Genomic DNA, 13,204 nt, shown 5'->3' with positions numbered 1-13,204 from the left:
CACCGACAGTGCTTCCAGCGCTGTTAGTCCTTGTCGATTCGACTGGCTACCGCACCCTGTTGATCGCGGTATTTTGCATCCTGCCGGCTGTTGTAAGGACGTGCCGCCGGCCCTGAAAGCGGTTCAAAACTCAGCGCGCCAATCAGCATGCCCGGGCGTAATGCCAGCGGCAGCTTACCTGAATTATAGAACTCCAGAACAATTCGGCCCTGCCAGCCTGGGTCGATACGGTGTGCGGTAACGTGCACCATTAACCCCAGGCGCGCCAGAGAGGAACGACCGTCCAGCCACCCAACCAGATCGTTTGGCAGCGTTACCGACTCCAGCGTCACCGCCAGTGCCAGTTCGCCAGGATGCAGGAAGAAGGCTTCGCCTTCTGGCAGAACGATTTCATCACTCATCACGCGATCCAGCGCGGCACTGACTTCATCCTTGGGTCCGCTGAGATCAATAAACGCGGCGGTGTGGCCGCGAAACACGCGGAACTGATTGCCTAAACGGACATCCACTGTGGCCCCGTTAATACGCTCAATCGGCGGACGCGGTGAAATCACCAGTTTTTCGCAATCCAGCCAGGCTTCTATATCACGGTCGCACAGTCTCATTTGTTTATCTCCATCAAAGCGTGTCACTAAAACAAAAATTGCCACACAACGAGCGAAAGGTCTACGCCGCAGCGTAAATAGTTGCCCGCTGGCCGGAAACACAGGTTTCCCGGCCATTGAACGGCATTATTCAAAGAATTGGCTGATTTTGGCTTTCAGAATATCGATCGCAATGCGGTTTTTACCCCCGCGAGGAACGATAATGTCAGCATATTGTTTGGAAGGTTCGATAAACTGCAGGAACATCGGACGAACGGTTTTCTGGTATTGCGCCATCACCGAATCCATTGAACGACCACGCTCATTCACGTCGCGCTTCATACGGCGCATCAAGCAAATATCCAGTGGCGTATCGACAAAGATCGAGAAGTTCATTTCCTGACGCAAACGGATGTCCGTTAATAGCAGGATCCCCTCCAAAATAATCACCTTTTTCGGTTCCAGGTGAACAGTCTCTTTTTTGCGTGTGTGTTCGGTGTAGCTATACAAAGGTAATTCTATCGCCCTGCCTGATTTCAGCATTTGCAGATGCTGGAACAGCAGATTGTGGTCCATGGCACTCGGGTGGTCATAGTTGGTCTTGACCCGTTCTTCCATGGTCAGGTGTGTCTGGTCTTTGTAGTAACTGTCTTCAGGAATAACGCCGATATGTTCATCGCCAACCTGATCGCGAAGCTCACGATACAATGTACTGGCGATAAGGCTTTTTCCGGAGGCAGATGCGCCGGCGATACCAATAATGACGCACTGATGCGGCTTGTCAGTCATAAAATTAAAGACCTGATTTCGTAGTGTGAAGGGGGGGACTAAAACGCGACAATTATAGGGAGTTAGCGGGCATTGCGCCAGACTATATTGGCGCCGTTGGGCGCTATCTGCGGTTATTTCGCCAGAATAGGCATGGCAGCGTTTTAAGATTATTGCGTCTAGGGCAATTGAACGCCACAGGGTAAACTCCGACGCTTGCTCATCATCCTGCTAATGGGATGATATCTTTTACCGGAGATTGACGTGCTGGACTGGCATTTTCTGACATTTTTTGGCGACAGCATGTTGCTGTTGCCCTGCTCGCTGATTCTTTTTGCCGTATTGGTCGCCCCTCGCACCACCCGGACTGCCGGCTGGCAGTGGGCGCTGGTCTTCGGCTGCGCCGGTGGCGTGGTGTGTGCATCCAAACTGGCCTTTATGGGCTGGGGCATTGGCATTAAAAGCTATGATTTTACCGGTTTTAGCGGCCACTCTGCGTTGGCGGCCAGCATCTGGCCAGTACTGCTCTGGACGTTGACCGGCCGATTTTCTCATGCCGTGCGCAGCATGGCGCTGGTGGTGGGTCTGGTCTTGCCGCTTACCATCGGGCTCTCTCGGCTTGCTATCCATGTGCACTCACCTTCGGAAGTGGTGAGCGGACTGATTCTGGGTTATCTGGCCAGCACCCTGTTCCTGTGGTTGCAGCGTGGTAAACCACGCCCCCAGCTTTCCGTTCCGCAGATTATCGTCGCACTGGCGCTGCCAATGGTGCTCATGGGCGTACGGCAACCGGCACCGACTCAGGGGCTGTTGGAGCATATTGCCACCGTATTGGCACAGATCGAACGCCCGTACACCAGGGCTGATTTGCACAAATAAGTTATTCCCCATAAGCAAAACCCCGGAAATATCCGGGGTTTTATCTTTCTGCCTGCGACGATTACAACTACAACGCGCGGAAAGAAATTTCTGTTGGGATAGCTTCGCCCTGCCAGTACATTTGCGCGGCCACCCGGCCGGCAAGTTGGCGATACAGTTCGGCAAACTCACTGTCCGGTCGGCTTATCACCGTTGGCGCACCGCGATCCAAATCCTCGCGCAGAGAAATGTGCAGCGGCAGTTGCCCCAACAGGCGGCTGTGGTATTTCTTCACCAGCTTCTCCGCCCCGCCGGTACCGAAGATCGGCTCGTGATGTCCGCAGTTGCTGCAAATATGCGCGCTCATGTTTTCCACGATACCCAAGACCGGCACATGCACTTTTTCAAACATCACAATGCCCTTGGCGGCATCGAGCAGCGCAATATCCTGCGGTGTTGTAACAACCAGAGCGCCAGTGACCGGAATATTTTGCGACAGCGTCAACTGGATGTCGCCAGTGCCCGGCGGCATATCCAGCACCAAATAGTCCAGATCTGGCCACAGCGTATCCTGCAGCAGTTGCATCAGCGCCTTGCTGGCCATTGGGCCACGCCAAACCATGGCGTTGTCATCGGTCACCAGATAACCGATCGAGTTGGTCGCCAGCCCGTGGGCCACGATCGGCGCCATGTGCTGACCGTCCGGTGAGGTTGGTCGCTCGTTTTCCGTCCCCAGCATGTTCGGAATTGACGGGCCATAGATGTCGGCGTCCAAAATACCGACCTTGGCGCCTTCTGCCGCCAGCGCTAACGCCAGGTTAACCGCTGTGGTGGATTTGCCCACCCCGCCCTTGCCGGAACTGATGGCGATAATATTGCGCACACCCTTGATGCCGGCCTGATCGTTGGCGCGTTTCAGCGTGGTGATATCATGCTTCAGTTTCCAGTCAATCGCCTCGGCGCCGGTCACGCGCAGCAGTTCTGCGCTGACACTGTCTTTGAGCGCCTCAAAACCACTTTGCCAGGCAAAGGGCATGGTCAATTCAATATGCAGCACATTATCCAGCAGCGCGCAGTGGTGAATTGCCTTCAGCGCAGTCAGATTGTTTTTTAACGTCGGGTGTTCAAAGGCGGCCAGTACACCGGTCACCAGGGCACGCAGAACTTCGGGGTTGGTCTGCTCGGGGGATTTTGCGTTCATCCCGGCTCCTTGATTTTGAATGGATAGCTTCCCGCTAAGCATATCAGAAGTGAGAGCCGGTCGGCGCATGTCCGCACAAAGAAACCGCCCTAGCCGTGGCGGGCGCGATCGGGTAACATCGAAGACCCTTTTTATTCATTACAGAAACCAAGTTCTCACTATGGCTCAAGTCGCGAAAAAATTATTGGTGACGTGCGCGCTACCGTACGCAAATGGTTCCATCCATCTCGGCCACATGCTCGAGCATATCCAGGCAGATATCTGGGTTCGTTACCAACGAATGCGCGGCAACGAGGTTCATTTCATCTGTGCGGACGATGCGCACGGCACGCCAATCATGCTGAAAGCTCAGCAGTTGGGTATCAAGCCGGAAGAAATGATTGCGGAGATGAGCCAGGAGCACCAACAGGATTTCGCCGGTTTTGGCATCAGCTATGATAACTATCATTCCACCCATAGCGATGAAAACCGTGAACTGTCGAGCCTGATTTACGGCCGCCTGAAAGAAAACGGCTTTATCAAGAACCGCACCATTTCCCAGTTGTACGATCCGGAGAAAGGCATGTTCCTGCCCGACCGTTTCGTCAAAGGCACCTGCCCGAAATGTAAATCACCGGACCAATACGGCGACAACTGCGAAGTCTGCGGCGCGACCTACAGCCCGACCGAGTTGATCGAGCCGAAATCCGTGGTTTCCGGGGCAACACCGGTATTGCGTGATTCAGAGCACTTCTTCTTTGATCTGCCGTCGTTCAGCGAAATGCTGCAGGCCTGGACCCGTTCCGGCGCGCTGCAAGAACAGGTGGCAAACAAGATGCAGGAGTGGTTCGAATCCGGCCTGCAACAGTGGGATATCTCCCGCGATGCGCCGTATTTCGGCTTTGAAATCCCGGACGCGCCGGGCAAATACTTCTACGTCTGGCTAGATGCGCCTATCGGTTACATGGGTTCATTCAAAAACCTGTGCGACAAGCGCGGCGATCTGGATTTCGACGAGTTCTGGCGTAAGGACTCCACGACCGAGCTGTATCACTTTATCGGTAAAGACATCGTTTATTTCCACAGCCTGTTCTGGCCGGCGATGCTGGAAGGCAGTAACTTCCGCAAACCGACCAATCTGTTCGTGCACGGCTATGTGACAGTGAACGGCGCCAAGATGTCCAAATCTCGCGGCACTTTCATCAAGGCCGGCACCTACTTGCAACACCTGGATGCCGACTGCCTGCGTTATTACTACGCCGCCAAGCTGTCTTCACGCATTGACGATATCGACCTGAATCTGGAAGATTTCGTGCAGCGGGTGAACGCCGACATCGTCAACAAAGTGGTCAACCTGGCTTCGCGCAACGCCGGCTTTATCAGCAAGCGTTTCGGTGGCCAACTGGCCGACAAGCTGGCCGATCCGGCGCTGTACCAGACCTTCGTTGACGCAGCGCAAAGCATCGCCGACGCCTACGCCAGCCGTGAGTCGGGCCGTGCAATCCGCGAAATCATGGCGCTGGCCGATTTGGCTAACCGCTATGTGGACGAACAGGCTCCTTGGGTGGTGGCGAAGCAAGAAGGCCGCGATGCCGATCTGCAGGCCATCTGTTCCATGGGCATCAACCTGTTCCGCGTGCTGATGACCTATCTGAAACCGGTGCTGCCGTCACTGACCGAACGTACCGAAGCCTTCCTCAACTGCGAGCTTACCTGGGACAGCATCCAGCAACCGCTGTTGGGGCATCAGGTCAACGCATTCAAGGCGCTGTTCAACCGTATCGACCTGGATAAGGTCAATGAAATGGTTAGCGCCTCGAAAGAAGACATGGCGGCAACGAAAGTGGTCAGCGGGCCGTTGGCGGACGATCCTATTCAGGAAACCATCACCTTTGACGATTTCGCCAAGGTTGATATGCGCATTGCGCTGATCAAGAGCGCCGACTTTGTTGAAGGTTCAGACAAGTTGCTGAAGCTGCAGCTGGATCTGGGCGGCGAATCACGTCAGATCTTCTCTGGCATTCGCTCCGCTTACCCGGATCCGAAAGCGCTTGAAGGCCGTCTGACCATCATGGTCGCCAACCTGGCACCGCGTAAAATGCGCTTCGGGATTTCTGAAGGCATGGTGATGGCTGCCGGCCCAGGAGGGAAAGAGATCTTCCTGCTGAGCCCGGACAGCGGCGCACAGCCAGGAATGCAGGTGAAATAATACCTGTTTTCCAACCTCTAAAGGGTCGAGCTTGCTCGGCCCTTTTTATGCGCTTAGTCCAGTAGTGATACGCCAGGCTTCAGGCTAAAACCGGCAAGTAATCCCTCTCCAGGAGCTTACCGAAGTAACCTCTTTTTTTACATCGCCTCTTCCCAGACGGCCAAAATGAGCTATGTTATCCATACTGGTTTTATCACTGTATGCATAAACAGGTCTGATATGAAGGGATTCCCACCGCTGATTAACGCCTTGCTGGTCAGTTCGCTGGTACTGACCATTGGCCGCGGCGTAACGCTGCCGTTCATTACCATCTATCTGACCGGGCATTTTCATCTGCTGCCCAAAAGCGTCGGCATCATTCTGGGTATCAGCCTGGCGATCGGCATTTTCGCCAGCCTGTATGGCGGCTACCTGGTAGACAAATTCAACAAAAACACGCTGATCCTGATTTCCATTCTTTTGTTCGCCCTGAGTTTTTTCGCTATCCCGTGGATCCCGCGGCCGGGGGGTATCGTTGTGGTTTTGGCTATTTTACATACCGCCTATTCCGTATTGGGCATCACCATTAAAGCGTGCTTTGCCGACTGGCTGCCGGTCGCGCAGCGCATCAAAGCCTTTTCAATAAACTATACGCTGGTCAACGTCGGCTGGGCGGTTGGATCATCGTTGGGGGTACTGGTGGCAGGTCTGGATCCGCTGTTGCCGTTTTACCTTTCCGGTGGATTGGCTTTATTCACGGTGGCGACGCTGAACTTCATCCTGGGCAAGCAGCCCGCTACGGCCCCGGTCGCGCTGGATGCAACGCCCACCGCGCGCCCTAATTTTCGCCAAACGCTGACCATTCTGCGTAACGATCGCCGGCTGATTTACTTCACACTTGGCAGTACGCTGGGTGCGGTGGTTTTCGGCCAGTTCTCCGGCTATTTATCGCAATACCTGATCACCGTTTCTAATGCAGAGTTCGCTTATCAGGTCATTGGGGCGGTGATGATCGTCAACGCCTGTATCGTCATCGCCCTGCAGTATCTGCTCAGCCGCGGCATGCGTCAGGAAAATATGCTGCGCTGGCTGACGCTGGGCACGCTATTTTTCATTCTCGGGCTGATCGGTTTTTGGCTGGCCGGGCAATCGCTCTGGCTCTGGATCCTTGCCATGGCGATATTCACCCTGGGCGAAATCATAGTGATCCCGGTGGAATATATGTTTATCGACTTCATCGCGCCACAGCACCTGAAAGGCAGCTATTACGGCGTACAAAACCTGAGCGCTCTGGGCGGCGCCATCAATCCGGTACTGTGCGGTTTTATTCTCAGCTACGCCGCGCCGCAAATGATGTTTCTGATGTTGATTGCTGCTGCGCTGCTCAGCCTGCTATTCTTTTTTCTCGGGCATCGCCTGGCGCAGAGGCAACAACAGAATGCCAACTTCGCCAGTGCAGAATAAACCTGCGTCCCTTTTCATCGCGGTTGTCAACCAGCCCCATCGGCATGGTAGCCATAGAGAGAATTCATGGTGTGATTTGTGGCGAAGATCACAGTTTAATTGTATGATGAATGCATCGGTTAAACGGGATTAAGTTATGGCCAAGCTACTCACTCTGTGCTGGAAATACCTGAGGGCATTCGTCCTTATCTACCTTTGTCTGTTCGCCGGCAATGCCATCGCGGCTCTGCTGCCGATCGCCATTCCGGGCAGCATTATCGGCATGCTGTTGCTGTTCGCCCTGCTCTCCACCCAAATTCTGCCGGCCAAATGGGTCAAACCCGGTTGCCACCTGCTGATCCGCTATATGGTGCTGTTGTTCGTGCCTATCGGCGTGGGAGTGATGAAATACTATGACCAAATTATCGAGCATCTGGGGCCGCTGGTGGTGTCCTGCATCGTCAGCACCCTGATGGTGTTGGTGGTGGTCGGCTACACCTCACATTATTTCCACCGGGAACGCACCATCATCGGCAAGCCTGATGCCGCGGAGGGCGAAAAATGATCCATGAAATCTGGTGGTCATTACCGCTGACGCTGGCCATCTATTTTGCAGCGCGCAAACTGGCGCAATGGCTGAACATGCCGTTGCTGAACCCACTGCTGGTGTCGATGGCGGTGATCATCCCCCTGCTGTTGCTGACCGGCATTCCTTATGAGCGTTATTTTCAGGGCAGTAAAATCCTCAATGACTTGCTGCAACCGGCCGTAGTGGCATTGGCTTATCCGCTGTATGAACAGCTGCATCAGATCCGCGCGCGCTGGAAGTCCATTATCGCCGTCTGCTTTATCGGCAGCCTCACCGCGATGATCAGCGGCGGCGCCATCGCTTTATGGATGGGGGCTACGCCGGAAATTGCCGCTTCCATCATGCCAAAATCGGTCACCACGCCCATCGCCATGGCGGTCGCAGAGTCGCTCGGCGGCATTCCGGCAATCAGCGCCGTTTGCGTGATTTTCGTCGGTATTCTCGGCGCGGTTTTCGGGCATACGCTGTTCAAAGTATTGAAAATCACAACCCGCTCGGCACGCGGGTTGGCTATGGGGACCGCGTCACATGCGCTCGGCACGGCACGCTGTGCGGAAATGGACTATCAGGAAGGGGCATTTGGTTCACTGGCCCTGGTGATCTGCGGCATCATCACCTCGCTGCTGGCGCCGTTTCTGTTTCCGGTACTGTTGCACCTGTTTGCCTAAGGTCTAAAACTTGCGATACATCTCGCATTTATGGTTTTCATTGCATTGATTTCATCAATAAAGAGATTTACATCACACTTTATTCGCGCCGGGCTGCCTAGAATGTTATCCCGTTAACCTGTAGAGAGAGTTTCTATGCACCCGCGTTTTCAAACCGCTTTTGCTGAACTGCCCGCCACATTGCAATCCGCCCTGCTGCCTTATTTTGATGCGCCTGATTTTCCGGCCATGCTCAAGGCGGAACAAGTGGATGCTATCAAGCAGCGCTGCGGGCTGGATGATGATGCTCTGGCATTCGCTCTGCTGCCGCTGGCGGCGGCCTGCTCGTTAGCGCCGATTTCGCAGTTTTATGTTGGCGCCATTGCTCGCGGGCAGAGCGGCAACCTGTATTTTGGCGCCAACATGGAGTTCAGCGGCGCGCCGATGCAACAAACCATTCATGCAGAGCAGTGTGCCGTGACTCATGCCTGGCTACGCGGCGAATCAGCGTTAGCCTCCATCACCGTTAATTACACGCCTTGTGGTCACTGCCGTCAGTTTATGAACGAACTCAACAGTGGTACCACGCTGAAAATTCGTCTGCCCGGTCGCGAACCGGCCACCCTGGGCGACTATCTGCCGGATGCCTTCGGCCCGAAAGACCTGAATATCGCCACGTTGCTGATGGACCACGTCGATCATGGTTTCCAACTGACGCTGACCGACGAACTGGAGATGGCCGCGCTGGCTGCCGCCAATCAGAGTCACGCGCCCTACAGCAATGCCCACAGCGGCGTCGCACTGGAAGCCGAAGACGGGACGATTTATAGCGGTCGCTATGCGGAAAACGCAGCCTTCAACCCCAGCCTGCCGCCGCTGCAGGCCGCGCTGATTCTGATGAACGTCTCCGGCGGCGACTGCCAAAAAGTGGTTCGAGCGGTGCTGGCCGAGCCCGACAGTGCCATCCTCACCCAATGGGATGCCACCCGCGCCACGTTGGCCGCGCTGGGTTGCCAAAATGTCAGTCGTATCACTTTCTAAATCTGCCCCCCGGCGGTGCTGCCCGGCACCGCTGTTACCAGCCCCGCCAGCCGATTACAATGGCATTCACGTCTTAAAACACTTTCTTTAGTTAAATTAGGACTTGATCGTCGATAATTACGCCAATTTACCTCATGATCCGATAACAATTGCTGTACATATTTCCCCGATCTTTTAGGATCTAGCCCATAAAGTTATCCGATACGTTGAAGAGCAAAAGCCATGGAACTTGAATACGAAAGCAAACGCCCTCTCTACATCCCTTATGCCGGCCCTATTCTGCTGGAATTTCCGCTGCTCAATAAAGGCAGCGCTTTCACCGAGGATGAACGCAGCCATTTCAACCTGCACGGGTTGCTGCCAGAAGCGGTAGAAACCATCGAAGAGCAGGCGGAACGTGCCTACCGCCAGTACCAGGATTTCAAAAACGACAGCGATAAACACATTTATCTGCGTAATATCCAGGACACCAACGAAACCCTGTTCTATCGCCTGCTGGAAGCGCACCTGAGCGAGATGATGCCGATCATCTACACGCCGACGGTGGGTGAGGCCTGTGAGCACTTCTCCGATATTTACCGCCGGGCGCGTGGGCTGTTTATCTCCTACCCTAACCGCGACCGCATTGACGACATGCTGCAAAACGCCACCAAGCAAAACGTTAAGGTGATCGTTGTCACCGACGGTGAGCGCATTCTCGGTCTGGGCGACCAGGGTATCGGCGGCATGGGCATTCCAATCGGTAAACTGTCGCTGTACACCGCCTGCGGCGGCATCAGCCCGGCGTATACCCTGCCGGTGGTGCTGGACGTCGGCACCAACAACCCGCAGCGCCTGAACGATCCGCTGTACATGGGCTGGCGTCACCCGCGTATTTCAGGCGACGAATACCACGCCTTTGTTGAAGAGTTTATCCAGGCAGTCAAGCGCCGCTGGCCGAACGTGCTGCTGCAGTTCGAAGATTTTGCGCAGAATAACGCCACCCCGCTGCTGAACCGCTACCGTGACGAAATCTGCTGCTTCAACGACGACATTCAGGGCACCGCAGCCGTCACGCTGGGCAGCCTGATCGCCGCCAGCCGCGCCGCCGGCAGCCAACTGCGCGATCAGACCGTCACCTTCCTGGGTGCCGGCTCTGCAGGTTGCGGTATTGCCGAGCAAATTATCGCGCAGATGAAATCCGAAGGCCTGAGCGAAGACGAAGCCCGTGCGCGCGTCTTTATGGTCGACCGTTTCGGCCTGCTGACCGACAAACTGCCTAACCTGCTCGATTTCCAGAGCAAGCTGGTGCAAAAGAGCGAGAATCTGACTGCATGGCAGACAGAAAGCGATGCCATTTCCCTGCTGGACGTGGTGCGTAATGCCAAGCCAACCATTTTGATCGGCGTTTCGGGCCAGCCAGGCCTGTTTACCGAAGAACTGATCCGCGAAATGCACAAGCACTGCCCGCGCCCGATCGTCATGCCGCTGTCCAACCCAACCTCCCGCGTGGAAGCCCGCCCGGAAGACATCATTAACTGGACCGAAGGCGCTGCATTAGTAGCAACCGGCAGCCCGTTTGCGCCGGTGAGCTACAAAGATCAGGTATTCCCGATTGCCCAGTGCAACAACTCCTATATCTTCCCGGGGATTGGATTGGGCGTACTGGCCTCCGGCGCCACCCGCGTCACCGACGCGATGCTGATGGCCGCCAGCCGTGCGCTGGCCGACTGTTCGCCGCTGGCAACTGATGGGCATGGCGCACTGCTGCCGAATATCGACGATATTCAGGGCGTGTCCAAGTGCATTGCCATGGAAGTGGGTAAAGCGGCACAGCTGCAAGGCGTTGCTGTGGTCACCTCAGAAGAAGCGCTGTCGAAAGGCATCGAACACAACTTCTGGCGCCCGCAATACCGCAGCTATAAGCGCACTTCATTCTGATTTGCACAGTTAAACATCAGGCCCGGCTCGCCGGGCTTTTTTTATGCTCAAACCGCCTAAAAATGCGGTGCAATGCTTGCTTGATAGGGCGTCAAGCTTGCGTCGGCCTGTCAGGTAAAGTAGCCTTGAGCCATCTTTTTTGGCCCCTGTGCGCGTAAGGCAATAACATGTGGAAACGCCTGATAATCAGCCTGTTCATCATCACTGCGCTGTTGATGCTTTCGGCTCTCGCGCTCGATCGTTGGATCAGTTGGAAAACCGCGCCTTACGTCTATGACGAACTGCAAGGCCTGCCTCATCGCCAGGTCGGCGTGGTACTGGGCACGGCCAAATATTACCGCACCGGCGTGATCAACCAATATTATCGCTACCGCATTCAGGGCGCGATTAATGCCTATAACAGCGGCAAAGTGAAATACCTGCTGCTGAGCGGCGACAATGCCCAGCAAAGCTACAACGAGCCGATGACCATGCGCCGCGATTTGATCGCCGCCGGCGTAGCACCCAGCGATATCGTGCTGGATTATGCCGGTTTCCGTACTCTTGACTCTATCGTACGCACCCGCAAAGTGTTCGACACCAACGACTTTATCATTATCACCCAGCGCTTCCATTGCGAGCGCGCGCTGTTTATCGCGCTGCATATGGGGATCCAGGCTCAGTGCTACGCAGTTCCTTCGCCAAAAGACATGATGACGGTACGGGCACGCGAGATCTTCGCCCGCCTTGGCGCACTGACCGATTTGTACATACTAAAACGCGAGCCGCGCTTCCTCGGGCCACTGATCCCAATTTCAGCCATGCATACCGTACCGGAAGATGCCCAAGGCTACCCGGCAGTTTCGCCAGAGCAATTGGTTGAGCTGGAACACAAGCTGGCTGCGGAAAAACAAAAGGCCAAATAAGCTTTATCCCGCCCTGGAAACAGCAACGGCCAGCTTTTGCTGGCCGTTTTCATAGCTGAGACACAACTATTTTTTCTTGGCGTATTTTAAGGAGTCCAACGCCACGGCGAAGATAATGATGCCGCCCTTGATGATGTACTGCCAGTAAGGGTTAACGCCAATGTAGGTCAGGCCGTAGTTGATAACCGTAAAGATGATGACCCCGGTCACGACCCCCAGAACCGTCCCGACGCCGCCGGCAAAGGACACCCCGCCTACCACGCACGCCGCAATGGCGTCCAGTTCATACATAAAGCCCAGGTTATTGGTGGCGCTGCCGATACGGCCCGCTTCCAGTAAACCACCGAAGGCGTAGAACACCCCCGAGAGCGCATAAATCATGATCAGGTTCAACGGAACGTTCACGCCGGAAACCTTGGCTGCCTCAGGGTTGCCGCCGATGGCGAAAATATTTTTGCCGAAGCGGGTTTTATTCCACAGGATCCAGACAAAAATAATCGCAATGATGGCGTAGAAGGTGATGTACGACAGCTTAAAGTCGCCAAAACGCAGGAACCCCTGGGCAAAGGTGGAAAACTTGGGATCAAACCCCGCCACTGGCGAGGCGCCAACGGAGTCGTAATACAGCGAGTTGATGCCGTAAACGATGATCATGGTGCCCAGCGTGGTAATAAACGGTGTCACATTGAGGTAAGCGATGATCAAACCGTTCACCAGACCGATCACCGCACCCACGGCGCACACCAACAGGATCACCAGCGGGATCGACCAGGTTTCCATATGCGGGAATACCTTGTTCACGTTATCCATCGACTGCAACAACGTCGCCGCGATCACCGCCGCCAGGCCAACCTGGCGCCCGGCGGACAGGTCGGTCCCCTGGGTAACAATCAGCCCCGCCACCCCCAGTGCAATAATGATGCGCACCGAAGACTGGGTCAGGATATTGCTCAGGTTCATTAGACTGAGGAAGGTCGGGTCCTGGATAATAATAATTGCCAGCAGCACCAGCAACACTACGTAAATGCCACCTTCCTTGAAATAGGTGAACAAAGTTTTTTTATTCAGCGCGTTCATAATT

Annotated in this window: 12 protein-coding genes; 8 read left to right on the top strand and 4 right to left on the bottom strand. The window is 55.0% G+C overall.

The genetic code is table 11. The annotated features are described in order from the left end of the window. Nucleotides 1–23: 23 nt before the first annotated feature. Together dcd and udk are read right to left on the bottom strand one after the other, a co-directional pair. Nucleotides 24–605: a dCTP deaminase gene (gene dcd, locus NR114_RS01610; RefSeq protein WP_012006010.1), complete on the bottom strand. Its 582-nt coding sequence runs from the start codon at nucleotides 603–605 to the stop codon at nucleotides 24–26. Between the two features lie 126 nt (nucleotides 606–731). Further along, nucleotides 732–1,373 carry a uridine kinase gene (gene udk, locus NR114_RS01605; RefSeq protein ID WP_020826003.1) on the bottom strand — a complete coding sequence of 214 codons (642 nt, stop codon included), beginning with the start codon at nucleotides 1,371–1,373 and terminating at the stop codon, nucleotides 732–734. A 243-nt stretch (nucleotides 1,374–1,616) separates the two neighbouring features. Here udk and NR114_RS01600 point away from each other — a divergent pair, with 243 nt between their 5' ends. Beyond that, a complete protein-coding gene (locus NR114_RS01600) occupies nucleotides 1,617–2,231 on the top strand; it encodes a phosphatase PAP2 family protein (RefSeq protein ID WP_020826002.1) in 615 nt (204 codons plus the stop codon). Between the two features lie 67 nt (nucleotides 2,232–2,298). Here NR114_RS01600 and apbC read toward each other — a convergent pair whose 3' ends face one another. Then, entirely contained in the window at nucleotides 2,299–3,411 is a 1,113-nt protein-coding gene (gene apbC, locus NR114_RS01595) for an iron-sulfur cluster carrier protein ApbC (RefSeq protein WP_256813913.1), read from the bottom strand. A gap of 160 nt (nucleotides 3,412–3,571) precedes the next feature. Here apbC and metG point away from each other — a divergent pair, with 160 nt between their 5' ends. The 7 genes from metG (at nucleotide 3,572) to sanA (ending at nucleotide 12,123) form a co-directional block, all read left to right on the top strand. Continuing rightward, on the top strand, nucleotides 3,572–5,599 hold the full coding sequence (metG, locus tag NR114_RS01590; protein ID WP_020826000.1) for a methionine--tRNA ligase: 2,028 nt from the start codon (nucleotides 3,572–3,574) through the stop codon (nucleotides 5,597–5,599). A gap of 219 nt (nucleotides 5,600–5,818) precedes the next feature. Next, nucleotides 5,819–7,042 carry an MFS transporter gene (locus tag NR114_RS01585; RefSeq protein WP_256813911.1) on the top strand — a complete coding sequence of 408 codons (1,224 nt, stop codon included), beginning with the start codon at nucleotides 5,819–5,821 and terminating at the stop codon, nucleotides 7,040–7,042. Nucleotides 7,043–7,178: 136 nt separating this feature from the next. Next, nucleotides 7,179–7,586 (top strand): CidA/LrgA family protein, encoded by a 408-nt coding sequence (locus tag NR114_RS01580; protein ID WP_020825998.1) that lies wholly within the window; start codon nucleotides 7,179–7,181, stop codon nucleotides 7,584–7,586. After that, nucleotides 7,583–8,278, top strand: a complete 696-nt coding sequence (locus tag NR114_RS01575) for a CidB/LrgB family autolysis modulator (RefSeq protein WP_020825997.1) — start codon at nucleotides 7,583–7,585, stop codon at nucleotides 8,276–8,278. Before NR114_RS01580 ends, NR114_RS01575 begins: the two co-directional genes overlap by 4 nt. A 135-nt stretch (nucleotides 8,279–8,413) precedes the next feature. Then, the gene (gene cdd / locus NR114_RS01570) at nucleotides 8,414–9,298 is read left to right on the top strand and encodes a cytidine deaminase (protein WP_256813910.1); all 885 of its coding nucleotides are present in this window, start codon (nucleotides 8,414–8,416) and stop codon (nucleotides 9,296–9,298) included. Nucleotides 9,299–9,520: 222 nt separating this feature from the next. Beyond that, nucleotides 9,521–11,218, top strand: coding sequence for an NAD-dependent malic enzyme (locus tag NR114_RS01565; RefSeq protein ID WP_020825995.1), 1,698 nt, complete (start codon nucleotides 9,521–9,523; stop codon nucleotides 11,216–11,218). Between the two features lie 167 nt (nucleotides 11,219–11,385). Continuing rightward, on the top strand, nucleotides 11,386–12,123 hold the full coding sequence (gene sanA, locus NR114_RS01560; RefSeq protein ID WP_020825994.1) for an outer membrane permeability protein SanA: 738 nt from the start codon (nucleotides 11,386–11,388) through the stop codon (nucleotides 12,121–12,123). A 66-nt stretch (nucleotides 12,124–12,189) separates the two neighbouring features. Here sanA and mglC read toward each other — a convergent pair whose 3' ends face one another. After that, nucleotides 12,190–13,200, bottom strand: a complete 1,011-nt coding sequence (gene mglC / locus NR114_RS01555; protein ID WP_012005998.1) for a galactose/methyl galactoside ABC transporter permease MglC — start codon at nucleotides 13,198–13,200, stop codon at nucleotides 12,190–12,192. Nucleotides 13,201–13,204 lie beyond the last annotated feature (4 nt).

This window comes from Serratia sp. Ser99, assembly GCF_024519545.1.
GTDB classification, from domain to species: Bacteria; Pseudomonadota; Gammaproteobacteria; order Enterobacterales; family Enterobacteriaceae; genus Serratia; species Serratia liquefaciens.
Note: the sequence above shows the minus strand (reverse complement) of the source record. Positions and strands in the feature narration are given on the sequence as shown.